The 26,498-nt window shown below is 33.8% G+C and carries 25 protein-coding genes; 1 reads left to right on the top strand and 24 read right to left on the bottom strand.

Annotated features, from left to right (window positions below):
* Positions 1-96: 96 nt before the first annotated feature.
* The 24 genes from sigE to BN1058_RS10265 all read right to left on the bottom strand — a co-directional run bounded on the left by sigE (position 97) and on the right by BN1058_RS10265 (position 25,158).
* Positions 97-819, bottom strand: coding sequence for an RNA polymerase sporulation sigma factor SigE (gene sigE, locus BN1058_RS10150; RefSeq protein ID WP_090856903.1), 723 nt, complete (start codon positions 817-819; stop codon positions 97-99).
* A 13-nt stretch (positions 820-832) separates the two neighbouring features.
* On the bottom strand, positions 833-1,753 hold the full coding sequence (spoIIGA, locus tag BN1058_RS10155; RefSeq protein ID WP_369688260.1) for a sigma-E processing peptidase SpoIIGA: 921 nt from the start codon (positions 1,751-1,753) through the stop codon (positions 833-835).
* 266 nt (positions 1,754-2,019) lie between these two features.
* Complete coding sequence (ftsZ, locus tag BN1058_RS10160; protein ID WP_090856909.1) at positions 2,020-3,147, bottom strand: cell division protein FtsZ; 1,128 nt, start codon at positions 3,145-3,147, stop codon at positions 2,020-2,022.
* 115 nt (positions 3,148-3,262) lie between these two features.
* A complete protein-coding gene (gene ftsA / locus BN1058_RS10165) occupies positions 3,263-4,549 on the bottom strand; it encodes a cell division protein FtsA (RefSeq protein ID WP_090856912.1) in 1,287 nt (428 codons plus the stop codon).
* A gap of 318 nt (positions 4,550-4,867) precedes the next feature.
* The gene (locus BN1058_RS10170) at positions 4,868-5,212 is read right to left on the bottom strand and encodes a small basic family protein (protein WP_090856916.1); all 345 of its coding nucleotides are present in this window, start codon (positions 5,210-5,212) and stop codon (positions 4,868-4,870) included.
* On the bottom strand, positions 5,212-5,925 hold the full coding sequence (locus tag BN1058_RS10175) for a DUF881 domain-containing protein (protein WP_255307057.1): 714 nt from the start codon (positions 5,923-5,925) through the stop codon (positions 5,212-5,214). Before BN1058_RS10175 ends, BN1058_RS10170 begins: the two co-directional genes overlap by 1 nt.
* Positions 5,926-5,939: 14 nt before the next feature.
* The gene (locus BN1058_RS10180; RefSeq protein ID WP_090856919.1) at positions 5,940-6,632 is read right to left on the bottom strand and encodes a DUF881 domain-containing protein; all 693 of its coding nucleotides are present in this window, start codon (positions 6,630-6,632) and stop codon (positions 5,940-5,942) included.
* On the bottom strand, positions 6,616-7,407 hold the full coding sequence (locus tag BN1058_RS10185; RefSeq protein ID WP_090856920.1) for a cell division protein FtsQ/DivIB: 792 nt from the start codon (positions 7,405-7,407) through the stop codon (positions 6,616-6,618). Before BN1058_RS10185 ends, BN1058_RS10180 begins: the two co-directional genes overlap by 17 nt.
* A gap of 312 nt (positions 7,408-7,719) precedes the next feature.
* Positions 7,720-8,832, bottom strand: a complete 1,113-nt coding sequence (gene spoVE / locus BN1058_RS10190; RefSeq protein ID WP_090856923.1) for a stage V sporulation protein E — start codon at positions 8,830-8,832, stop codon at positions 7,720-7,722.
* A gap of 83 nt (positions 8,833-8,915) precedes the next feature.
* Positions 8,916-10,265, bottom strand: a complete 1,350-nt coding sequence (murD, locus tag BN1058_RS10195) for a UDP-N-acetylmuramoyl-L-alanine--D-glutamate ligase (protein WP_090856926.1) — start codon at positions 10,263-10,265, stop codon at positions 8,916-8,918.
* Positions 10,262-11,251: a phospho-N-acetylmuramoyl-pentapeptide-transferase gene (gene mraY / locus BN1058_RS10200; RefSeq protein ID WP_090856929.1), complete on the bottom strand. Its 990-nt coding sequence runs from the start codon at positions 11,249-11,251 to the stop codon at positions 10,262-10,264. The genes murD and mraY overlap by 4 nt, the downstream gene beginning before the upstream one ends.
* 49 nt (positions 11,252-11,300) lie before the next feature.
* The gene (gene murF, locus BN1058_RS10205) at positions 11,301-12,659 is read right to left on the bottom strand and encodes a UDP-N-acetylmuramoyl-tripeptide--D-alanyl-D-alanine ligase (RefSeq protein WP_090856932.1); all 1,359 of its coding nucleotides are present in this window, start codon (positions 12,657-12,659) and stop codon (positions 11,301-11,303) included.
* Between the two features lie 70 nt (positions 12,660-12,729).
* Positions 12,730-14,205, bottom strand: coding sequence for a UDP-N-acetylmuramoyl-L-alanyl-D-glutamate--2,6-diaminopimelate ligase (locus BN1058_RS10210; RefSeq protein ID WP_090856936.1), 1,476 nt, complete (start codon positions 14,203-14,205; stop codon positions 12,730-12,732).
* 249 nt (positions 14,206-14,454) lie between these two features.
* Positions 14,455-16,380, bottom strand: a complete 1,926-nt coding sequence (locus BN1058_RS10215) for a stage V sporulation protein D (protein ID WP_090856939.1) — start codon at positions 16,378-16,380, stop codon at positions 14,455-14,457.
* Between the two features lie 78 nt (positions 16,381-16,458).
* The gene (locus BN1058_RS10220; RefSeq protein WP_255307058.1) at positions 16,459-18,657 is read right to left on the bottom strand and encodes a penicillin-binding protein; all 2,199 of its coding nucleotides are present in this window, start codon (positions 18,655-18,657) and stop codon (positions 16,459-16,461) included.
* 26 nt (positions 18,658-18,683) lie between these two features.
* A complete protein-coding gene (ftsL, locus tag BN1058_RS10225; protein WP_090856944.1) occupies positions 18,684-19,070 on the bottom strand; it encodes a cell division protein FtsL in 387 nt (128 codons plus the stop codon).
* Positions 19,067-20,047 carry a 16S rRNA (cytosine(1402)-N(4))-methyltransferase RsmH gene (gene rsmH, locus BN1058_RS10230; RefSeq protein WP_090856947.1) on the bottom strand — a complete coding sequence of 327 codons (981 nt, stop codon included), beginning with the start codon at positions 20,045-20,047 and terminating at the stop codon, positions 19,067-19,069. Before rsmH ends, ftsL begins: the two co-directional genes overlap by 4 nt.
* Positions 20,048-20,087: 40 nt before the next feature.
* Complete coding sequence (mraZ, locus tag BN1058_RS10235; RefSeq protein ID WP_090856950.1) at positions 20,088-20,519, bottom strand: division/cell wall cluster transcriptional repressor MraZ; 432 nt, start codon at positions 20,517-20,519, stop codon at positions 20,088-20,090.
* 222 nt (positions 20,520-20,741) lie between these two features.
* Entirely contained in the window at positions 20,742-22,364 is a 1,623-nt protein-coding gene (gene bshC, locus BN1058_RS10240; RefSeq protein WP_090856954.1) for a bacillithiol biosynthesis cysteine-adding enzyme BshC, read from the bottom strand.
* A 35-nt stretch (positions 22,365-22,399) separates the two neighbouring features.
* Positions 22,400-22,783 (bottom strand): DUF3397 family protein, encoded by a 384-nt coding sequence (locus BN1058_RS10245; protein ID WP_090856955.1) that lies wholly within the window; start codon positions 22,781-22,783, stop codon positions 22,400-22,402.
* Positions 22,784-22,788: 5 nt separating this feature from the next.
* Positions 22,789-23,661 (bottom strand): 2-dehydropantoate 2-reductase, encoded by an 873-nt coding sequence (locus BN1058_RS10250; RefSeq protein ID WP_090856958.1) that lies wholly within the window; start codon positions 23,659-23,661, stop codon positions 22,789-22,791.
* Positions 23,662-23,793: 132 nt separating this feature from the next.
* Positions 23,794-24,258, bottom strand: coding sequence for an RsfA family transcriptional regulator (locus BN1058_RS10255; protein WP_090856961.1), 465 nt, complete (start codon positions 24,256-24,258; stop codon positions 23,794-23,796).
* Between the two features lie 115 nt (positions 24,259-24,373).
* Positions 24,374-24,547 carry a 50S ribosomal protein L32 gene (gene rpmF / locus BN1058_RS10260; protein ID WP_090856965.1) on the bottom strand — a complete coding sequence of 58 codons (174 nt, stop codon included), beginning with the start codon at positions 24,545-24,547 and terminating at the stop codon, positions 24,374-24,376.
* A gap of 86 nt (positions 24,548-24,633) precedes the next feature.
* Entirely contained in the window at positions 24,634-25,158 is a 525-nt protein-coding gene (locus BN1058_RS10265) for a YceD family protein (protein ID WP_090856968.1), read from the bottom strand.
* Positions 25,159-25,279: 121 nt separating this feature from the next.
* On the opposite strand from BN1058_RS10265, the gene BN1058_RS10270 reads away from it, so the two are divergent.
* The gene (locus BN1058_RS10270) at positions 25,280-26,491 is read left to right on the top strand and encodes a nucleotidyltransferase (protein ID WP_090856971.1); all 1,212 of its coding nucleotides are present in this window, start codon (positions 25,280-25,282) and stop codon (positions 26,489-26,491) included.
* Positions 26,492-26,498 lie beyond the last annotated feature (7 nt).

Below are 26,498 nucleotides of genomic sequence, written 5' to 3' on the forward strand. Positions count from 1 at the left end.
TGTTCATGGAACAGTATCACCACCGGGAAGAGCTTTTATGCAGGAAAAATTTCCTTTTTAAATAAAAAACTCCTCCTAACACAGTAGTAACAAGGATTACACCATTTTATTAAATTCTTTTTGAAGTCTTCGAATAATTTTCTTTTCTAATCGCGAAATATATGATTGCGAAATACCTAACATATCAGCAACATCTTTTTGCGTTTTTTCTTGATTACCAACTAAACCAAAGCGTAGTTCCATAATTTGTTTCTCCCGCTCATTTAGTTGCTCTAAAGCATTTTTTAACAGTTTTTTATCTACATCTGCATCTAAGTCTTTAATCGTTATATCTTCATCTGTGCCAAGAATATCAGATAATAGCAACTCATTCCCATCCCAATCAATATTTAAGGGCTCATCAAATGATACTTCTGATTTCAATTTATTATTCTTTCTTAAATACATTAAAATTTCATTCTCTATACACCTAGATGCATACGTAGCTAATTTAATTTTTTTATCTACATTAAAGGTATTAATTGCCTTTATTAAGCCAATAGTTCCAATGCTAATTAAATCTTCAATATTTATACCCGTATTTTCAAATTTTCTAGCTATGTATACCACTAAACGCAAATTCCGCTCTATTAACATAGCCCTTGCTGCCTTATCACCATCAGGTAGTTTTTTTAATAATACTTGTTCTTCCTCTTTTGATAAAGGAGGTGGCAGTGCTTCGCTTCCACCAATATAATATATCTCTTTTGGTTTTATCCCCAATTTTATCCGAATCGTATACCAACTAAGTTTTATACGAAAAAGCCATTTTTTAAACAATTCCTCTTCCCCCTTAAGCTAATTGTAAAGTAGTTTGATTAAATAAAGCTGGATGTAATAGACAATGATAACTTCCGTCAGGAGCTAATTGACCAAATTGTACTCCGACAATTACATTAGATGCTTGTATTTGCTGATTATCATAGTAAATAGTGAATTTTTCCGGCTTAAATGCAAGCATGAATTGTGGTTGCCCCGAGACACCGTGATAAGGAACAATATCAATTGGTTTTGAAAAGTATTGCTCTAACTTTTCAAATCGATAATCCTCTTGCGCTTTTTTCATTTGTTTCATTTGTTCCTCTGAAAAAAGCTGTTTGATTACTGTATAATCACAAACCACAATGTTCTTTTTTGTGATTGGATCAATTAATTGATTTCCACTGTCAACATAACCGGTTGTGGAGACCATAATGTTATTGTATTGAAACGATACATGCATGATTTGATCTGCTTGGAATTGAGTTAAAGTGTGCTTGTCCAGACGATTTTTGGTAAACACCCAAACAATTGGAAATCCAAAAATAACAAAGGTCCAACTTATTGGATCACCTAAACCGCTACTCCACGTTACAATTCCTGTCGGAGATAATTGAGCTGGGCTCGAAAGAAAAAAATGAATTGCTGTTAGCGCTCCTCCTAGTGCGAAAGTAACGAAATAAAACGTAAGCAACAAGCGACATACCTTTTTAGGGTGTTTGAATCCAAATCCAATAATAATAACTAATATGGATATACATAATTTCCCGACTGGATGAAGTAAAATAGAGGATGGATAAAATACTGTTATAGGTACAAATAATGATGCGACACAGGCCCCAATAAAGATAGGCCAATTTTTTGCATTTACCTTAGCCATATGTCTAGTTAATAACAATATCATCCAATCCAGCAAGATATTAAGAAGCCAAACCGCATCTAAGTATATAATTATCTATTAACCTCCTCTCTTACCTCTTCGTTGTGACTAGTATAACGAAAACAAATTTCAATGTCTGTCAGATATTGTCTGTTGTTATATGCATTTTTTAAGAAATTACGTGTAATATTGTCAAAAGAACCAATGTTAAAATAAACTGAGGGTAACTTTGTACAGAAAGATGGACAGTTTATATAAAAACACTCAACAAAAAAAGGCTTCGATCAAACATTACTGAATGATCGAAGCCTTTTTATTATTTTTAATTGAAAAACCCTTATTTATCTTCGACGATTCCTATTACGCAAAAAGGTAGGAATATCTAAGGTATCTTCTTCTTCTTTGTATCTTTGTTGTTCTTGTGGTTCTTGATTTACAGGTTCACGTCTTTTTTCACTTGTTGGTGCAGTCTTTTTAGCGATTGGTCGTTTTTTAGGTTGACCTGTATCAATTTGTGATTCATCAAAGCCTGTTGCAATAACTGTCACAACAATTTCTTCTTTTAAGTTTTCATTTATAACTGAACCAAATATTACATTTACTTCTTGATCAGCCGCTGATGTTACAATATCTGCTGCTTCTTGCACTTCATACAAGCTAAGATTTGCGCCACCAGTAATATTCATTAGTACACCATGCGCACCGTCGATTGAAGTTTCTAATAATGGAGAGGAAATAGCTTTTTTAGCAGCCTCAGTTGCTCTACTTTCTCCAGTAGCTACTCCGATCCCCATTAATGCCGATCCTTTGTCAGACATTATCGTTTTAACGTCAGCAAAGTCCACATTAATTAACCCCGGTGTAGCAATTAAATCAGATATGCCTTGAACACCTTGACGTAACACATTATCTGCTTCACGGAAAGCTTCTAACATAGGTGTATTCTTATCTATGATTTCTAATAAGCGATCATTTGGAATTACAATAAGTGTATCTACACTTGATTTTAGACCGTCTATTCCTGAAACTGCCTGTGTAGAACGTTTTCTACCTTCAAAAGTAAATGGTCGAGTCACTACGCCCACTGTTAAAGCACCTAATTCTTTAGCTACTTGTGCAATAACTGGAGCTGCCCCAGTACCTGTACCTCCGCCCATTCCAGCAGTAACAAAAATCATATCAGCACCTTGTAATACTTCTTCTAGTTGTTCTTTACTTTCTTCGGCTGCTTTTCTACCTACTTCCGGATTCGCACCTGCCCCTAATCCTCTAGTTAATTTTGTGCCTATTTGAATTTTTACTTCTGCTTTAGATAAATTCAATGCTTGTGAATCGGTATTAACAGCGATAAATTCTACACCTTGTACCCCATGTTCAATCATACGGTTTACAGCATTATTTCCACCGCCACCAACACCTATTACTTTTATTGTTGCAAGTTGATCCATCTCCGTATCAAACTCTAACATGTTCGTTCCTCCTAATTTGCAAGTTTACTAGATTCCCTGATGTATTTTTTCTTTATGAGAGGTTTTTGTCCAAACAATTATGTATGTAATAAGCTTGAACACCTAATTTTTACATTTAGTCAAAAAAGTATTTAAATAAGTTAGCAATACTAGAGTCTTTTTTCTTTGTTGTTTGTCTACTCTCTTCATCTTTTTCAACTCTTTTTTGCTTCGTTGACTTTTTATCTGTGTAATCTGCAAAAGACACTGCACCAGATAATTGTTTCCCTTGAATTTTTGCATTATGGTAGGAAAATTTTAAGATGCCAACGCCCGAAGTATATTGTGACTCTCTAACACCTATGTAATCAGGAATTGCAATACGCACATTAGCATTAAATAAATCTTGTGCTAATTCTAATGCACCTGGCATGCGCATACAACCACCGGTAAGTACAAATCCACCGGGTAATTCAGAGTACCCCATTTTTTTTATTTCTCTGGCAGCAAAAGCATAAATCTCTTCTAACCTTGCTTCAATCATATCAGAAATATCTAATTGATTAAATATCTGCTTTTGATCGCTTCCAATAATTGACGTTTCAAATGTCTCCTCTTCACGTGCATCCTCATAAAAAGCATGTCCGTATTTCATTTTAATTTCCTCTGCATCTTCTGATGTTGTTCTTAAGCCGATCGAGATGTCTTTTGTTATATTATCTCCACCTAATGGAACAACACTAGTAGAAATCAAATGATCATTTTCAAATACAGCTACTGTAGTATTACCTCCACCTACATCTATTAATGCCACGCCAAGATTTTTCTCATCTTTAGACAAAGCAATAGATCCGGCTGCAAGTGATTGCAGACATATATCAATGACTTCCAATCCAGCTCGCTCAACACATTTTAATACGTTATGTAACATTGTTCTAGAACAAGTAATAATTGTACCTTCCATTTCAAGACGGACACCAATCATTCCTCTTGGATCAGTAATTTCGTCTAAGCCATCAACTATAAATTGTTTTGGCACAACATCAATAATTTCTCGTTCTGGTGGAATAGAAATTACTTGAGCTGCATCAATTACTCTTGTTACATCTTCATTGCCAATTTCACGGTTATCACTGGAAACAGCAACTACCCCATGACATGGTTGAAGTTGAACATGGTTGCCATTCACACCTACAATCACACGATCAATTTGCATATCAACCATTCTTTCTGCTTGTTCTACAGCTGTTTTGATTGATTGAACCGTTTGGTCAATATCTACAATGGCGCCTTTTTTCATTCCATTTGAATTGGCTGTACCAACCCCAATAATGTTTAATGAATCATTTAACACTTCACCAATAATTACTTTTATTTTTGATGTACCTATATCAAGGCTGACTAAAATTTCATTGTTGTTCACAAGTAAGGCACCTCCTACACTTAGGTTACAAAGTATAAAACTTTACTAATTAATTATTAAAAAATAATCTAAACATTTACATAAGTTTGTTAATATATGTAACTACCATTCTAACATGTTTTCATCTAATTGGTAGATTAGTTTTATTATAAATTATAATTGAATGAATATAAACCGAGAAAATTGTCACTATTATATTCCACTAAATTGTCAGTATGTTCAAGAATGTAGAACAGTTTAAAAAACATTCTGTATAAACTTTACTACAATATTCTACATATAGCGAATGTTTTCCTCTATACAAAAAAATTAAATATGCTATTTTTTTGATTTTCTTTTTTGAAATAAATGCCTTCGTATGATCGCTATATTTTGAAATAATCTTACACCAAAGGCAAAAACAGCGGCCAAGTATAAATCAATTCCCAGTTTAACCCCTAGGAATGCTAATAAAACAGCTAATCCAATATTAAAAAAGAACCCCGACAGGAAAATTTTCTGATCAAAAGTTTGATCCAAATGTGCGCGTATACCCCCAAACAAAGTATCCAAAGCTGCTAATACAGCAATAGATAGATATTGTGAATATTGATCAGGTACTGTAAAATCTGTTAAAAGTCCTAGTGAAATACCAATAATTAAGAAAATGGCTGGTAACCACATTATTCTTCACCTGTTTCTTCATTTACTTCAACTAAATCAAAATTAATTCTCTCTTGATAGGCAGGAAGTGTCATCTCTTCTATCAAAGTAAATTGCATTGACATATTTTCAATAGAGAAATCATCTTTTGATTGACTAACTTCCATGTAATCCATTAATCTTTGAGGATTATCAGACAGAACATATACCTCAATTGGTAAATCAGGTAATGCATGATTGTTAACATATGTTTCACCATTAACATATCTGATTGGTGATGTCGTAACAATTCGCTCATTTTCTATAGCAATATCTTTTGCCCCGTATGTATTTAACTCATTTAATAATCGATTTAATAATTCTGGTGAAACCGTTGGATATTCTTGCGCATAAGGTGAATCTATGAAAATACCATCTATAGTTATTTTTACACCATCACTCGTTTTTTCTACTAGTCCTGCCTTTTTTTTCAGTTCTTGAATTGAATTTTGCAAAGCAGCAACTTGCTCCTGTTCAGATTGATCTTGGTATTCTTCTAGCACTACTTCTAATTTGTCTAATTGCTGATATAACAATTGCTGTTGTTGTTGTTCTTCTTGCAATTGCGCACGCACTTCCCACAAATCTCTCGTTTCTCGTTGTTTAGAACTACTTGTTGTTTGAAATTGTATTGCTATCATAAATCCAATAAATATACATAAAATGGATACGATAATTTTACTTTTTAATGACAATCCTATCACCTTACTTAACTTATTTTAGCATCCATCTGTACACGATCAATGTTTTCCATTTTCACCTCAATATTTTCATTAACTAAAATATCAACCACTCCATTGGTTAACTCTAAGCTCGTTCGTAATGTTTGAATATCTCCAATTGCTTCAATAACAAATGGAGCGGGGTAATGATTACCATCTATAGTTATAACTGGTCCTACACAATTTATGAAACTATTTTTAAAAATTCGTTCTCCATTAATTGCTATTGCCTTAGCACCAGCACTATACAATTCATTAATAACTAGTTGAACATGTCGGTCATGCACCATATATTGATTCGCATTTTCCTCTGAAGGAATATAATCAGCATCTTTTAATGATATTTTCACTCCAGAACCTTGAATTGGTAGTTCGCCAGTAATCATTTGAAGCTTCTTTTTTTGTTCTACATATTCTCTTATTTTTTCCTTTTCATTACCAAATTCTTTCTCTAAGTGATTAATATCTTTCCTGTAGCTATCTACCCGATCTTGTAACTCTCTGTTTTTTTCTTCAAGTTGAATTAATTGTTGACGATAGAAAAAATCCTTCTCCCATTCCTGTTCCGACATTTGTACAACTTGAGCGTGTTGTTTTGTATATTGGTAACTGTAAGCAACAAGAAAGCCAAAAACAAACAGCACAAGCGACATGATAACATGTCTACCTCGCAGCTTCATTTTCATCCTCCTCGTCTTTCCGTTTCACTTCATACGGATCAAATACTGCGCCACCTTCCCCGATAGTTATAACACCTTTTTGATCCTCTTCCAATTGATTAACGATGGATGGATATGTCTTCATATAACTGTAAAAATTACGGATGGTAGATTCAACTTGAAAACCATCATTCATCAATACGATTACTTTATATGGATTCGACTCTGTTGGCTTCCAAAAAATTTCCGAGATCAATGAGGAAATTGCACTTGGTAACAGTTTTAGTTCCTCAGCCATTTCTTTTATATAAACATCTTTATTAAAATTCATAAGCAAAGGTGCATCACTGTGCCAAGATGAAAGTGAAATAGTGTCTAATAATTGCCCATTCTCTAATAGAGGATAATATTGGTTTTCTTTTTTAAAATAGGCTACTTTCTCTAATTCTTCTACTTCTATTACAACTGTATTAGGAAATTTTCTGCTCACATTAGCCGCTTTTATTTCATCGTGTGTTACAAGCACTTTTTCTATATGACTTGTTGAAAAACTCCAAAAATTAACTTCTTCAGATAATTCACTTAATTCGATTAAGACACTTGAATCAATGTATTCATTTCCTTTTACATTAATATTTTTTACATAACTAAGAGGAGACTGTAAGTAAACTATAATTGATATTAAAATAAAAAATAACGATAAGTAAAATATTAATCGTCTATTTGTTTTCTTTTTTCTTGCCTCTTTTAATTTAGGAATGCGATCCTCGATAGAAACAACTTTTTTCTCTGCCATCTCCTCATTCTTCCTTTAACTTGTTAAATGATCTAACAAAAATTAACATCCATTTTTATACTGTAAACTTTGTTACAGTAAAATTATATCATAATTTATTCAGTTTCGTTGTACGATTCTCTGATACAAAAGGTGGATTTTTTGTTTAAAATAAACACTGATACCTCCTTATTCTAATAAATTAGTTAAAATATAACAAGTCATTTGTAACATGTTTCTTTCTAATCTTTTTATCTAATAAAAAAAAACGAAAAGCAACTATAACTACTTTTCGTTTTTTACAACTTATTCATTTTTTGTATCTACAAATGATTATCCCATCTGGGAAAAACGACTAATGTTAATTAAAATACCCACTGACGCTAAAGTTAAGGTCAATGAAGAACCACCATAGCTTAAAAAGGGCAAGGTTATTCCAGTTACAGGAATTAATCCAATTACTACACTAATATTGATGATCACCTGCAAAGAAATCATAGAGATAATTCCTAAGCCTAATAGCATCCCAAATTTATCAGGGGCAGTTAATCCTATTCGGACACCACGCCACAGTAATAGGAAAAAAAGAATGACCAAAAAACTACCACCAATAAAGCCTAATTCCTCAGCTAGAATAGCAAAAATAAAATCATTATGCGGTTCAGGTAAATAAAAGAACTTTTGCAAACTATTACCTAAACCCATACCTAATAATCCGCCAGGTCCAATCGCATATAATGATTGAATGATTTGGAATCCACTTTCCAAAGGGTCCTCCCAAGGGTTTAAAAAGGCTACAATTCGATCGATTCGATATGGAGCAGAAATAATTAGACCAGCAAAACCAACAGCACCTAGCAAACCAAGCGTAACAAAGTGACTAATCTTCGCACCCGCAACAAACAATAAAACAAAACAAGTAAGTACAACAACCATACCTGTTCCTAAATCTGGTTGTAACATAATCAAACCAAAACTTGTAAAGATTAAAAGTAGTAACGGAATAAATCCTTGTTTCAAAGATTGAATATAACGTTGTTTTTCTGCCAAATTTGTAGATAGAAAGATAATTAAACCAAGTTTCATAAATTCAGCTGGTTGTATACTAAAAGCGCCAACACCAATCCAACTTCTAGCCCCACCTCTAACCATCCCTATCCCTGGAATTAAAACTGCGATAAGTAGAATAAAGCAAAAAATAAGAATCGGTTTTGCGTAGGTTTTCCATGTTTGGTATGGTATGCGTGATACAACAAACATAGCAAGTATACCTATACTAGCAAATAGCAATTGACGCTTAGCAAAATAAAATGAATCATCGAATTTATACGAAGCCCAAATTGCTGATGCACTATAAACCATAATAATACCAATGAGAAGTAATGCAAATACAACAATTACTAAAGATAAATCTGGACTCGACTGTGCATGCTTCTTCTTACTCACATTAAATTCCCCATTTCTTTTACGCTAACAATTTGCTTGTAAACGTAAATGGAAATTCAAGGCTTTTTTTCATTGTACAAGCCTTACTTTAATGTATGCACAGCTTTTGTAAACATGTCTCCTCTTTCCTCAAAAGTACGATATTGATCCCAACTTGCACAAGCAGGTGATAACAAAATAACATCATATTCATCTGATTGTTGATATGCTTTTTCTACAGCTTGTTCCATTGTTTCCACATGGATGATTGTTTTAACCCCTGCTTTTTTTCCAGACGATTCTATTTTTTTGGCTGTCTCACCAAAAAGTATTAATGCTTTAACAGAATGAAAAAAAGGAATCAGTTCATCAAAACTATTTCCACGATCTAATCCTCCAGCTAATAAAACAACAGGACGATCGAATGATGCTAATGCTTTTGTTGTTGCTAATATATTTGTTGCTTTTGAGTCATTATAAAATAGACGTTCGTTATAATTTCGAACATATTGCAATCTATGTTTCACACCGGTGAATGTCGTAAGTACTTGCTGAATCCCTTGTATTGTCCCGCCAGCTATCATACAGGCAGCAACCGCTGCAAGGATATTTTCTAAATTATGCTTCCCTACTAAAACTATTTCAGAACGTTTTATAATTGGATCTTCCTTAAAATATATATATACCTCATCACACCAAGCACCATTAGTTAATTTCTTTTTTATACTGAATGGTACTTTCGTAGAATTAGCAGAATCAACAAGCTCAACTACATCTGTGTCATCAGCGTTATATACAAGGAAATCATTCTTATCTTGATTTGCAAAAATTTGTGCTTTTGCATTTTTATAGTTCTCAAATGTATGATGATAATCTAAATGTGCCTGGAACAAATTTAACAATACAGAAATCTTAGGACAAAATGTTTTTGTTCCCATTAATTGAAAGGAAGACAACTCCACAACCATTGTTTCCTCTTCATTTAATGTGGAAGCAACTTCAGCAGCTACCCTTCCTATATTACCAGCAATTTCATTCGGCTTCTGGCTATTGGTTAACATTTCATGTACTAATGTAGTTGTTGTAGTTTTACCATTGGAGCCTGTAATTCCAATAATTTGATTGTTGGTTGTATATTGGACTAATTCGATTTCTGTAATAATTGGTATATCTCGTTGTATTGCTTCCTTAATTAACTCATTTTCATAAGGTATTCCTGGATTTTTGACCATAACATCAATGTTTTCTAATAAAGATAAAGGGTGTCCACCAGTTACCACTTCTACTCCTAGTTGTTGTAAATACACAATAGATGGATCATCTGACTGTGCCTTTAAATCATTTGCTTTAACAGAACAGCCATTACTAGCTAGTATTTCACAAGCAGCTGTCCCACTTTTAGCTAATCCGAGTACTAATACACGATGATATGGAAATTGTTCTAATTTATTCATGTCATCCACACCTCGATATAAATACCTAGAGCTGCAAATAATAACCCAACAAGCCAGAATGTCGTAACTACTCTCCATTCCGACCATCCCTTAAGTTCATAATGATGATGAAGTGGACTCATTCGAAAAATACGTCTCCCAGTAGTTTTAAAAGAAATAACTTGTATGATGACAGACAATGTTTCTAATACGAACACACCACCAATAATAACTAATAAAATCTCTAATTTCGTTAGAATTGCAACCGCAGCAATAGATCCACCTAAAGCAAGTGATCCCGTATCACCCATAAAGACTTTAGCAGGATGTGCATTAAATACTAAAAAGCCTAGTAACGAGCCCACTACAGCCATGGAGAAAATCGTCACTTCAAATTGCGTCACGCCATACCACGCAAGAATACCAAATGCACCAAACGCTATTGCAGCTGTACCTGCTAATAAACCATCCAACCCATCGGTTAAATTCACCGCATTGGAAGCACCGACGATCATTAACACTACTAAAATGCCATATCCCCAACCTAAATCAAATTGAAAACCCGTTCCTGGGATAACTAAATAAGTTGGGAACTCATTCACTTTTAAAATAGCAAAAAAGATAACTGCAATGATAACTTGACCGAACATTTTTTGTTTGGAAGTAAGTCCTAAGTTTCTTTTTAACGCGACTTTAATAAAATCATCTAGAAAGCCAAGTACTCCATAACTAAATAAGATAAATATTAATAAAAAGCTTTCAGATTGGAACCAATTTGTTTGTTCAAATTTTGTTGTCATAATTATTGTGGTTGCAATAATGCTTATAACAATCATGACACCACCCATTGTTGGGGTTCCAGTCTTTTTCATGTGTGATTGTGGCCCTTCTTCCCGAATACTTTGACCAAATTTTAACCTTCGTAAAAATGGAATAAAAATCGGAGATAAGAGGACGGTAATTAAAAATGCAATACTCATTGTGATAATTAATATATATTCGTTCAAAATATTCTCCTCCTTTGTCTATGACAAACCGTCCAATACAACAACTTATTTAGTGTAACACAACGTTCTTACATACTTCTTCTAATTTCATTCCTCTAGAAGCCTTTAACAACAGTAAAGTTGTTTCATCTAAAAGAGGTATTAAATACGAAACCAATTCTTCTTTATCAAGGAAATGCTTTGCTTTAATTGTCGGCTTACTTTTTTTTATTTTTTCGTTTATCTCTTTTGTATATTCACCGATTGTGCAGACAAACTGAATATCTTCGGTTATCGAATCTGCCACTTCTTGATGATATGCCTTTGCATGATCCCCTAATTCAAACATGTCTCCAAGAACTAATACTTTTTTCTGATAGAAATCCATTTCTTTAACCACATCAATGGCAGCTCGCACGGATGTAGGTGATGCGTTATACGTATCATTGATAACAGTTGAACCATGCATTCCTTGCAACGACTCGAAACGCATACCTGTCATTTTAATGTTTATTAACCCGGATTGAATGCTATCATAATCCAATCCTAAATCATTAGCAAGCGCAATAGCATAAGATGCATTCTTCGCATGATGTTTCCCCAATAAAGGAATGGAATAGGATTGATTTTCAAATACAAATTTCGTACCTGTACTAGTGACCTTTGTATCTTGAATTTGATAGGATTCTGAAGAAAATCCGATTGATTTATTATTTATCTGTTTAAGATAAGGTTCTAATAGCGGTTCATCTCCATCAACATATAAGGTACCTTGTTCGCTTAGCCCATCTAAAATTTCTGCTTTGGCTTTTGCTATCCCTGCTCTAGTTTTTAAATATTCTATGTGTGATTCACCAATATTAGTAATCACAGCATAATCAGGTAATGCAATTTTTGATAAGACATGTATTTCCCCAAAATGATTCATGCCCATTTCTACAATAAGTACTTCTGTATCTGTTGGCATATTAAGAATAGTTAATGGTAATCCAATATGGTTGTTTAAATTACCTTTTGTTTGGTGTGTACGAAACTTCTTGGCCAATACCGTTGTGATGATATCTTTTGTCGTTGTCTTACCATTTGAACCAGTAACACCAATCACGGTAGGATCAATTTTTTTTCGATAATCGTTCGCTAACTGTTGTAGCGCATGTAACGTATTATCTACGAAAAAAATAGGAAAGTCTGTTGGCACAAACCGTGGTATAGGTTCATTTTTATCCCAGATTGCAGCAATTGCACCGTTACTAATCGCTTGATCTAAAAATTCATGCCCATTAAATTTATCCCCTTTTAATGGAATAAACAAGCTATACTTCATCGGTACCCTGCTGTCTGTTGTAACTTGATGAATAGGTATTTGCTCCCTAACCGCTCCTTGTGTGTTAGGGAATAATGTAACGATATCATCGGTCGAAAATAACATGACATTTACTCCTTACTTTTAAAGATAAGTATTTAATTGTTTAAAGAAATCATTTTCCTTCTGAAAATCTTTACAAATATTTACAGTTTATTGCCTCAGCAGCAACTTCTCGATCGTCAAAAGGTAATGTATCATTTCCTATGATCTGATACGCTTCATGACCTTTTCCAGCAATTAATATCATATCATTTCCATTCGCTAATGCAACGGTTTTTTCTATTGCTTTTTTACGATCAACTTCTAATTGATAATTCGTTATATTTAGATTTCTAATCATGTCTTCTAATATTGCTTGTGGATCCTCTGAGCGAGGGTTGTCAGATGTAAAGACTGCTTGATCAGCATATTTACAAGCTATTTCAGCCATTAACGGCCGTTTCGTTTTATCTCGATCTCCACCACATCCAACTACGACATAAATCTTCCCTTGTGAAAACTCCTTAATCGTTTCTAAGACATTTTGTAATGAATCAGGCGTATGTGCATAATCTACTATAACACCGAAAGACTGCCCAACTTGAATCGGTTCAAAACGACCACTCACACCACTAGTGTGCTCCAATACATATTTAATAGTAGTTAATGATATACCTTTCAACAAAGCAACACTTGCAGCTGCAAGCATGTTATAAATACTGAATTTACCCATTAACTTACTATTTATTTCTATATCACCTTTAAATGTTTCCAAAACAAAGGTACTTCCGCTTGCATGTAAGGTAATATTTTTAGCATGAACATCCGCCAACTTGTCAATACCATATGTAATTACTGGTTGTACAGTAGCATGCATAAACTCCGGACCATATACATCATCTACATTAATTACTGCATATTTTGGTTTATCTTTATAATAGGTATTTCCAAGTTGTTGAAACAGACGACTTTTAGCCGAAAAATAGTTATTCATCGTCCCATGATAATCTAAGTGATCCTGCGATAAATTTGTAAATACAGCAATATCAAAATCGCACCCATTCACTCTACCTAACTCTAATGCGTGTGATGAAACTTCCATTATAGCGGTATCTACACCCTCTGTAATCATTTGTTTAAAACTTTGTTGTAAAAATGATATCTCTGGTGTCGTATTCGCTACAGGATAGGATTGATTTGCTATTTTCATTTCAATCGTACCTATTAAGCCAGTAATATTTTGATTGACTTGTAACATTTCATTAATTAAATTAGTCACAGAAGTTTTACCATTTGTTCCTGTAACACCAATAAGTTCTAATCTTTGTGTTGGATAGTCATAAAAAGCATTAGCAATATACCCTAATGCTTTTACTGTATCTTTCACATAAATAACAGGTACAGTATAACTAGCTACTTGTTTCTGCGCTATAACAGCAACCGCACCATTTTCAATAGCCTGATTTACAAAATCATGACCATCTACTGTATATCCTTCAATACAAAAAAATAAATAACCTTGTTGAACTTTTCTAGAATCTATGGTAATTCCTTTTATTTCAATAGAAGGAATGGATTTATTTCCTTGATATTGTGGGATAGTGTTTAATAATTCAATTAATTGCTTCATTGTTATTCCTCCTATTCTATTGGTCTTCACACTTTTTCGTAACTTGTTATTTTAACTGTACTCGTATATCTAATCTTCCTACGAATTAGATTTAGTAAGAATTGAACCTGCTTTATAGTTAACTAATTTAACTTACAAGGAAAAACTTGGCCTTAGCCAAGTTATCGTGTTCAGTAAAATCTAATAGGCTATTTTTTAATACTTATATATTGTATCAAAAAAATCAACTATCAGCATGGTTAATCATATCTATTTTTCATTTCCAAAATAAAGACGAACCGTATCACCCTGCTCTAGCTTAGTCCCTGCTTTAGGTGCTTGATCAATAACTACATCACCTTTACCTGATGATTCAATCGAAAGATTTACTTGATATTGATGTAATTCCTTTCTTGTAGATCCAATTAAATCCGGTACTTCAACAAGTGGTTGTTCAGGCCATTTGTATTCTTTTTCAAGTCCATCCTTTACAGGCTCTACACCCATCGCACGTAGACTATCTTCAATTACATTACCAACAATCGGGGCAGCTACCACCCCACCAAATTGTACCGTGTTTTTTGGATTATCAATAGCAAGATAAACAACTATTTCTGGATCATTTGACGGAGCAACACCAATAAAGGACACAATATGGTTATTCTGCATATATCTACCGTCCTTGCCAACTTTTTGGGCTGTTCCAGTTTTGCCACCTACACGATAACCTTCTACATACGCACCTCTACCCGTTCCTTTCGCAACCACACTTTCAAGCGCATTACGTATTTTTTCGGAAGTTTGATTGGATATGACTTGTCTTTTCATCTTAGGTTCATGCGTCTCAACAACGTCACCTGAAATTGGATTAAGCCAACTAGAAGCTAAGTAGGGAGTATACAAGTATCCACCATTAACAGCAGCAGAAACAGCCATTACCTGCTGGATCGGTGTGACAGAAACACCTTGCCCAAATGAAGTAGTTGCTAACTCTACTGGTCCCACTTGATCAAGGTCAAATAAAATACCATTTTCCTCACCAAATAAATCAATACCTGTTTTTTCGCCAAAACCAAAGTCAGAAATATAACTGTATAATTTTTCTTTTCCTGTTTTTTGTCCTAATGAGATAAAACCAGGGTTGCATGAATTCTGAACAACCTCTAGATATGTTTGATGTCCATGACCACCTTTTTTCCAACAGTGTAAAGTTGATCCACCAACTTTCATAGAGCCATCATCATCAAATGTATCTTCCTCTAAATCCACTACTTCTTCTTCTAGTGCTGCGGCTAAAGTTATAATCTTAAAAGTAGAACCTGGTTCATAGGTACTCCAAATAGGAAGATTTCTATTGTAAATACTAGGTTCAACATCTTGATAATTTGCAGGGTGGAAGTTGGGCCTAGATGCCATGGCAAGAATACCACCATTATCAGGATCAACAGCTAACGCAATTGCACCATCTGGATTGTATTTAGCTTCTGCTAGATCTAATTCACGCTCAATAATTGTTTGAACTCTTTCATCAATGGTTAATTGCAAATCATATCCGTCAGTTGGAGGATGATAAGTATCCGCTAAATTAGGGAGACGTTTCCCTTTTGCATCAGAATAAAATGATAAACTACCATTTTCACCACTAAGTCTCTCATCATAATAAAGCTCTAATCCCATTAATCCCTGATTATCTATACCACTAAATCCTAATACATGTGAAAGATAATCACCATTTGGATAATATCGTTTAGAATCCTGTGCAATATATACCCCATCTAATTGTAAAGCTTGTATTGCTTTAGCTTGTTCTTCTGATATTTTTCTTCCTTCAGAGAAACGTACAATACTTGTGTTTTTGGTCAATTGTTCCAACATTTCTTTTTCACTAATATCAATTATGTCACTTAATAATTCAGCTGTTTTTTCTGGATTATTTATTTGTCTTGGTACAACCATTACTGTTGGAGCTGATACATTTTCAGCTAATACTAGCCCATTCTTGTCCACAATTTTTCCACGCTCGGCTTCAAAAACAATGTCTCTACTCCATGAAGCTTCAGCTTTTTCAACTAACTGATCACCAATTATAAACTGTACATATCCTAAACGAATGATAATTGCTATAAATAAAAGGATCGCAAAAAGAAATACAGTAACTATTCTTTTTCGCATCGTCACATTAGATACTCGTTTCATTTTCCAACTCCTTCGCTGCTAGTAAACTTGTATCTATTATATGTTAATGACGCTTGAATAGAACACTGTATTTCTCCGTTATCTCTCTTCTTCTAACTCTGAAGGAACTTCTGATTCCTCGATTAATGTTTGATCTGGTAATGAAAATTCAACCATAATATATGTGCCTTTTTTGATTTCTGCACCTTGCTCAATACTTTGAGAGGTCACATAACCATTACCCATTGTTTCTAAATCCAGTCCGATTAATTCACTTAATTCTATTACATCTCTCTGTGACCAATCCATTATAGATGGCATTGTAGGTTGATCGGTAACTAAGAATACGCTATCTTTTGTTACTACTTTTTCCCCTTCAGAAAAATTACTATCCTTAATAACATCTCCATTTCCAATAACTATCACTTTTAGTCCGTTTTCTTCTAAACGTGCCTTTATCTCTTCAGTAGATTTATTTATTACATTTGGAAAATCATATGTTTTTGCCTGTACTTTTTCTTTTTTATCAGGCTGAATATTTAAATAATGCAAGCTGTTTTTCATCACATTGTTAAAAATATAGGATACAGGTGCCGAACCAGTTTCTCCCGCATCTAACTCGGGCTGCTGGACAGTAATGTACATCACTAATTCAGGATCTTCTTTAGGCGCCATACCTAAAAAGGAAAAGATATAATTTTCATCGCCTACAAGATAGCCTCCTTCTGGATTGGAAATTTGTGCTGTACCTGTTTTTCCAGCTACAGAATAGTCAGCTAAATTATAAATATTATGTCCCGTACCATGCTTTGAGGTAATTACAGTTTCCAAAATATCAAGCACCTGATTAGCTGTTTCTTTAGAAACAGGCTTATCTACTACCTCTGGCTCATTTTTTTCTAGAATATCGCCTGTCTGAGCATCTACAATTCTAGCTATTGTATATGGCTTCATCATCTTCCCATCATTGGCAATTGCAGTTGCTGCTTGTATAAGTTGAATTGGTGTTACAGTTGCTCCCTGACCAAAACTAGCAGTTAACTTCTCAATTGGATGATTATATAAAAGTGTTCCTGCTTGCTCTCTTGGGAGATCTATACCGGTTTCTTCATTAAAATGAAAAGCTTTTAAATAATCTAAAAAAGTATCTGGACCTATCTTTTCCCACACCAACTTTGACATAGCCACATTGGAAGAACGTTGAAATCCTTCTAAGTAAGAAATCGTCCCCCAATTCTGATTATAATCTGTAACTGGACGATTAATCTGATCAATCTTATAACTACCAGATTTATAAGTCTCATTCGGATGAAACACGCCTTCTTCAATAGCTGAAGCCAAAGTAAAAGTCTTCATTGTTGAACCCGGCTCAATTGGTGTGGAAACAACATCATTATACCAATTATCCACTCGACCTAAATCGTTCGGGTTATAGCTAGGGCGATTACTCATAGCTAATACTTCTCCAGTTTTAGGATCTACAATAGTTGCAGTAATTCGTTTCGGCTTATAGTCTTTAACAACCTGTGACAATGCATCCTCTAAAAATGTCTGGATTTTTTGATCAATAGTCAAATAAACATTATTACCGTCTTTCGCCTCTTTAATGATTTCTTCAGGTTGTAATAATTTTGTATTATATTTATCGCGCTTAAAAGAAATAGAGCCATCTGTTCCTTGTAATTTATCATCTAATTGAGCTTCAATCCCTGTTAAACCAGCAATAGTACCTTCATCATTCCTTTGAGCTAAGCCAATTACTTGCGATGCAAACGTTCCATTAGGATAATAACGTTTTGCCTCTTTGTAAAATTCAATGCCAGGTAAATGAAGTTTTTCGATTTCATTTTTTGTCTCTTGGCTCAACTGACTGCCTACTGTACCAAATTCAACTTGGAATTTATCTTCTTCTATTCCCTTGTTTAATATAGAGGAAAACTCAGAAGTATCTACATCAAGAACAGAAGCTAGAGCATTTGACGTCTTTTCTACATCAGCTACGTGTTTTAAATTATTTTTCGGATCAGTTGAAAAGGTATCATCTACAATTGCATATAAACTATAGGTGACGCGATTTTGAGCAAGAGCCATATTATTCCGGTCATAAATCGAGCCTCTTTTTGCAGTTATTGTATAACTATTTGTTCGCCGACTATCTGCCCATTCATCCAAATTAACACCCTGCACTTCTCCAGTTGTTTGGAGATACAAAAAGCGCCCAGCTAATAACAAAAATATCACGACAAATATAACTGTTAACACACTGGTCATTAATTGTGTCGTTCTATTCTTTTTCAATTTCTATCCCATCCTCTAATATAGAACTACTCAACTATTTCTGCCGTTTGTTTCACTTCTGTGTTTTGTATTTTTAAACCATTTTCTTTTGCAATACGAAGAATTCGATCAGGATTGCTCAGTTCTTTTACTTGATATGTAAGATTTTCATTTTTCGTCTGTTGACTAGCAATTTCACTCTCTAATTGCTGCATATCTCGATTCATCGCATCTAAATTAGCGCTAAAGTGAATAACATAGGCAAAAGCAATTGTGACAAGGAGTCCAAATACAACGTACAAAAATTTCTCTCCTGGTGTTACCCAGCGATGATTCACATGAACTTTAACTTGTTTAGGTTGTGTAGCATGTTGATTTGTTTTTGTATAATCACTCACCGTTTGTTGCCATTTCCTTGCTTCACTTGCACTCATCTATTTCTCCACCCTTCTTCATATGAAAATAAGTCATTCCAAGGTTTTACCTTCTCTACAATTCTTAACTTAGCTGATCGTGCTCTACGATTATCTTCCAATTCTTCATCGTTAGCTGTAATTGGTTTTCTTGTAATTAGTTTAAAAGGCGGTTGATTCTCTTCTGGTATGATGGGAATATTTTTTGGAACAGGTAATGCTGTGCTCCACCTTTTAAACGCTTGTTTACACATACGATCTTCTAATGAATGGAAAGTTATAACCGCAACCCTTCCACCAACTTTTACAACTTCAGCAGCTTGTTGTAATACATCATAAAATGCTTTTAATTCGTCATTCACTGCTATACGAATTGCCTGAAATACACGCTTTGCAGGATGCCCTCCCTTTCGCCTTGCAGCTGCTGGAATCCCATCTTTAATAATTTCTACAAGTTCAAACGTTGTATTAATTGATTTTTCAATTCGTCTTGCCTCAATTTTTCTGGCAATTTGCTTTGCGAATTTTTCTTCTCCATATTGAAAAAATATTCTTACAAGCGATTCGTAGGTCCAGGTATTAATCACCTCATATGCCGAGGTTTCTTGAGTTTGATCCATACGCATATCTAACTTCGCATCATGCTGATAACTGAATCCTCTCTCTACATGATCTAACTGAGGTGAGGAAACACCTAGATCAAATAATAATCCATCTACTTCAGTGATTCCCTCATCTTCTAATTTTTCTTTTAAAAAGCGAAAATTTGAATGAACAAACTTTACTTTTTGTTGGTAGTTTTTTAATCGTTGCTTAGCTGCACTTAGTGCATGTTCATCCTGATCAAATGCAATGAGTATTCCGTTTTCACCTAGCATTTTCAAAATTTCTTCAGAGTGGCCCCCTGCACCAAGTGTGCAATCAACATATACACCATCTTCTTTTATATTTAATCCATTAATTGTCTCTTGTTGTAACACACTCTTATGTTCAAACATTTGTTACACCTTCTTTAATTTATCACTTAAAAATATCTTTCTAAAAATCAATATCCATCATGTTCTCTGCTATTTCTGCAAAAGATTCCTCAGAATCTTCCACATATGTATTCCAAATAGATTCAGACCAAAATTCAACTCTATTTGAGACACCAATGACTGCACAAGCTTTCTCCAACGCTGCATACTTTCGTAACGAAGCAGGAATATTTATTCTACCCTGTTTATCTACTTCACATTCAATAGCGCCTGAAAAGAAAAAACGAGTAAAAGCTCGAGCATCTTTTTTAGTTAAAGGTAGCTTTTTTAGTTTGTTTTCCATTACACGCCACTCCTCCATGGGATAAGCAAACAAACATTGATCTAATCCTCTTGTGATAACGAAAACATCACCAAGATCAGCACGAAATTTAACAGGGACAATAATACGCCCTTTGGTATCAATATTATGTTTATACTCTCCCATGAACATAATAATCGCCCACCTTTTTTTCAATGTTACCACAATCCCCCACTTTCCTCCACTTATTTTTTAACTATTTTTACAAGTATTTAGTTATTTATCCACTTTGATCAGAAAGATTCGCTACCATAGACCTAAATTTTTAAAAAGAAGAAGATAAAAGGTAAAAACTAATAAAAAAAACGTTACGCGAATGAATAGCGTAACGTTTTTCGTGGTGAAAGGTGGGGGTTATAGTTTTGCAACATAATGATTTTTTGAAAAGGAGTATGGATATGCTGTTAAATCTTTCAGCCAGTCAAAACCATACTGATTGATAAAGAATATAATATTCCAACATCGCTCTTGAAGCCCATTTTGCGGATGCAACATTAATTCGATATGATCAAATTTTTCTATCGTCTGTTGATTTTTAGTTATTATTTCTTTTTCAATAGCTCCTTGTAAGAAATGAATATGTTCTTGGATATAGCTAAGATTTTTATTTGCTAAGCTCTCTAAATTCGGACTATAACTCGACGCAACATCTCGTAATGGTTTATGCAATTGTTCAATAGATGTTGTTAGTTGTTCAACTAATTGAACGGTTGGGGGTTGTTGTTGCATTGCTAACCAATTCATTTTATTCATCTGAACCCCTTTATTAATAACCTCTTCTAATTTTATATCAAATTGATCACTGAACTTCTCATTTTTACGATTTACTAATGTCAAAGAGAGTCTTGGATAAACTGGTGGCATATTTAATCCTAATGATTGGAATGCTGGTTTTAAAATAGACCAGTAACCCAACTCACCTGGACCAGCCATAAATGCTAAAGTAGGAAATAACCATTCTTGCATTACCGGACGTGTAACCACATTATTACTTAAACGTTCTGGCATTTGTTCAGCAATACGTAATAATTCGTTGGTTGTTAATCTGCATTCCCCATTTTTTCCTACCCATATATCATCTGTTTCTTTGACTAATAAAACACGTTCTCCATCAACGTGATAAAAAAGATGACCATCATTTTCACTGACATCCACAGATACGTTATATCCACTTTGTTTAACAGATTGTAATTGTTGAGAAACTTGCTTACTTATGAGTGGTTGTTGGATAATTAACTTTTTAAAAGCTTCAGTCTCTAGTTTCCTTACTTGATAATCACCAGAGTCAACTAATACTAGCCCTTCTTGGGTAAATAATTCGTGTATAAATTTAGCAAAAAAATCAACATATGTATGTGATTGGTTCAATTGTTTCACCAATAAATTAAATAACGACTTAGAATAGACTGTTTCTTCCATTTCTTGAAAAAGTTTATCTAACCAAAACAATACTTGTTCATGATCAAGTTCAAGTTCAGAAATAGGCTGCTTCCCTAAAATACGTTGTCCCAGTCGATGTTTTTTCATCTTTTTATTATCAGGCACCATAATATGGTTTACCTCTTCAAAATCATGATCTTCACCAGCTATCCAAAATACAGGAATTACAGGTACTTTTAAAGCGTGTTGTTGTTGTTTAGCAAAAACAATGATGGACACTATTTTGTTTATCGTATAGAGTGGTCCTGACAATAAACCAGCTTGCTGACCACCAATGACAACAACACTAGAAGGATCACGTAATAATTCGATATTTTGTAACGTTGTCTCGTTAGCATCCCAACGTTTGTTCAAATCTAATAGTACTTCAACCAACTGATTTCGGTCATACGTTTGTTTTCGAATATCACTTAGCCGTTCTTCTAATACATTTTCAAAAAACGGATTGTATGAAAATTTATCCATAATTTGTTTTTCTTGATTATAATAATCTTGTAATAAAGGTTGCTTTGTTATGGTTACTGGATCGATGTGCACAAATACCTGCCCCTTCGTTTGTTATAAATTTCTTACTAAGCATGCATAGCTGTAATAATAATACCTACTAAAGCTAAAGTAAAATGACTAAAGAAGAAAAATAAAAAACTAGCTCGCCAAAAAACCTTCCAAGCTCGTTTGATAATAATATTATCAGTTAATTTCCATTGGATAATAATACTTGCCATTAAGCCAGACAATAATAAAACGATTATAAGACCAAAATAAGTAGTATCAAATAATTGCCGTAACATCATCATAACAGAAACAATATAAAATAGCGTTGAATATGCAACACTAGCATGCAAAGCACGTTTATTGTTATGATATAAAAGTTTAACAAAAATATAAACACCCATAGTAGCAATCAAAGGAAAAGTAATAACCATGGCTATTATTATTCCCAAGGTCTGAATCATAAAAATCACCCCTTTTTTTCTTCTAACGCTTTAATAGACAAGTATAAGAAATGAATCAAAGATGATTTTTGGTCGATCCTTTTTAATACATATCCCAGAATACCTTCTATTTCTGTTTTTCTATAATTTGTAATATCTTCTTTCATGGATGAATCATTTTCTTTTGTTGTCTCTATTATGTTAACTATCCGAACCCATTGCTTTGTTTCATCTTGTCCAAGAGCATCGGAAGCTTCACTACAGACTAGTTTAGCTAAGGTATGTAAATATTGATTTGTTAACAGCTCGCCGTTTTTCACTTGATATATAGCAGTGATTGGATTAACAACAATATTAATTAGCAACTTATCGATTAACATTACTTCCCAATCGCAACAAGGCTTCAATGGAAATATATCACTATTAAGACTATTCGTCCATTTCTGTAGCAACGCTTGCTCTCCTCTAAATAGTGATAGATTAATTTTACCTTTTCCAGTATGTGTTACTGTCCGTTCATTCTGTCGCTTTGCACCATGCTCACACGTGCCCAATAAAATCGTTTGATCACAAGTAGCTCCATTTAACAGATCAATATGCCCCATACCATTTTGTATATAAATAACACTTCCATCAAAAGTGTTTAATTGATTTATGATGGAACACAGATCATATTGTTTGACACACACAATATAGAGATCCATTTGTCTTAAATCATCTATCTGTTCAGCTCGAACCCAAGAGCATGTGTGATCAGGCAAGCATAAAATTCCATTCCTATTTATTTCATGCATTTGTTCTTTTCTTCTTACAAATAAAGTTGATTGATGACCAGAGCGATCTAACAAGGAAGCTAATAACAATCCTATAGAACCTCCACCGATAACACCTATTTCCATAATACCCCTCCTTCTTCAGCTAAGTACTTCTAATAGCATATAATAGAAACACTTTGTTCGTCTAGTTCTGAAGAGAAGAGCTTTCTAATCAAAAATAAGACCTTGTCATATATACAAGGTCCTTCCATTCTGTTATTTTAATTGTTTTATTACGTTGCATAGACGTTCTAATTCTGAAAACCCCTCTTCGTATTGAGTTAACTTTTGTTTTAATGTTTTATTTTCTTCCATTACATGATCGAATCGTTGATGCTCTACTTGTTTATTTGTTAAAAACCGATAATTGCCCTTCATATCTTCTAAAATAGATATTGCTGTTTCTAATGGATGTGCACCTTGCTCTGCATTTAATTCTGTAAAAAATTGATAAGAAGCATTTTTTCTTTCTTGCTTTGCTAGATCAATAGCATGTTGATATTCTTTTCTTACCGATGCATTCCATCTAAATCCACACGCTGCTGGTGTTCGTGATACACGTTTCCCAACATCTTTAAATGCTTCTAGTTGCGTCTTCCCCTCACGAATATACCGTAAGACTGTCTCAGCAAGTAACGCATCTTCATCATTAGACCAAGCATCTTGTCTTGTTACATTCATTTCATTCCCCCTCCTATTACATTTGCTATTACTATATGCAAACGATAGGAGTGATAGAATAGAAAGCAAATAAAAAAAGATGCCAGAGATTTTCTGCCACCTTTTTCTTACAATATTATTGATCTACTACTTGCTTACCATCATATTGTCCACAAGATTTACAAACATGGTGAGGTTTAGTAAGTTCACCACAATTTGAACATTCAACCATTCCAGGTACATGTAATTTTTTATGTGTACGACGTTGATTTTTTACTTTTTTAGATGTTCTTCTTTTTGGTACTGCCATGTCTTACACCTCCTTCACTTTCAAAACGAAAATCTTATCCTTGCTATATCAACACATAGGGTAGGGAAGTGAATATTCACTTTACCTTATTGATTTTCTCTATTATTTTTTTCATCCAATAAAAATTGCAATTTCTTCATTCTTGGATCTATGGTTTCTTCTTCCTTCTCTTCTGAAATTACTTCCCAGCCTTCTCCAGAAGTTAAACCATATTTCTCAATCTCTTCTTCACTTGCAAATACCCGAAAAGGAATCTCTAATAGAATATTTTCCTTTATATAAGGATCTAAGTCAAGCATTTCTCCATCAACTGGATGAATTTCCGACTCATCTTCTGCAACATAATAGGGATCAGTTGAGAAAATTTCTACAGTATCTACTTCAAACGGATATTGCACATCAATCAACGTTCGTGCACACGGTAGTACCATTGTACCTGTTATTTTCATATGACAGGTAATTTGATTACCATGGGCATCCGCATACCCCTTTACTTGAACAGGATTGACTTGTCGAATGTCATTGTTCCAATCTTCAATTTCTGAAACATCTACCATTTCATCAAATGAATAATCATCAGAACGCACTATTTTTTGAATGGAAATTTTCATTTCTATCACCTCAAGGCACAACGTTTATTGTAAAAGGAATTTGTCCTTTTGTCAACATTTTTTCTTTACAGTAATGATACGTTGGATTATGATACAATACTATCCAGAAGGAGTGAAATCTATGCAAGCTTGTGGTCTAGTTGTCGAATACAATCCTTTTCATCACGGTCATTATTATCATTTACAAAAAGCTAAAAAAATATCAGGTGCAGACTGTATTATTGCTGTAATGAGCGGGAACTTTCTTCAAAGAGGTGAACCTGCCATTATAGATAAATTTTCACGAACAAAGATGGCAATTGACCAAGGGATAGATATTGTTATCGAACTTCCTTATTTCAGTGTTGTTCAGCACAGTGATTTATTTTCATATGGTGCAATTCATATACTGAATGAATTACTCGTTTCTTCTATCTGTTTTGGAAGCGAAGATGGAGATATAACCACTTTCCAACGATCATTTAATCATTATAAAGTAAACCAATCGTTATTCAACAACACATTAAAGCATGAATTATCTCTTGGAAAATCTTTTCCTGTTGCTAATAATAAAGCATTTAAAAAAATCGGAATGGATAATACAAATCAACTTGATTTAATGCAACCTAACAATATATTAGGTTTTGGTTATTTAAAAGCAATTGAAACAATCAACCCTAACATACAACCATTTACTATTCAAAGAAAACAAAGTAATTATCATGACAAAAATATTACTAAACCTTTTGCTAGTGCAACAAGTATTCGTGATACATTGCTTTCAAATGGTGTAACGAATCAAACTATCAGCGAAACACTACCTGAACGAAGTATAGCTCATTTAACGGAATACAAACAAAAAACAGGTATTTGGCATACATGGGAAGAATATTTTTCACTTTTACAATATCGTGTCTTGACTATGGATAAAGAAGTGCTAAAAAATATTCATGGTGTTGATGAAGGGATTGAAAATAGAATTATTCGAACTGCAAAAGAAGCAACTAACTTTAATGAGTGGATTCAATTGTTAAAAACAAAACGTTACACACAAACAAGACTACAACGAATATTCACACACATTTTAACGAATACTTCAAAACAATCAGTTAAAAAAATGCAGCAAATGCCTTATCCATACATGCGTTTATTAGGATTATCTGAACAAGGAAAACAGTATTTAAATCATACAAAGAAAGAAAGAACCATTCCACTTTTTACACAATTTAAAAATCATTCTTCTTTAATGATGACTATGGAAGAACGTGTAACGAATGCTTATTATGCTGTATTGACTCCCGCTATAAGAAGCGAGATGAGAAAACAAGAGTTTAAACCACCATATCAAAAGTGAAAATATG

Origin of the sequence: Paraliobacillus sp. PM-2, assembly GCF_001368815.1 — a bacterium.
In the GTDB taxonomy this organism is placed as follows: domain Bacteria; phylum Bacillota; class Bacilli; order Bacillales; family Amphibacillaceae; genus Paraliobacillus.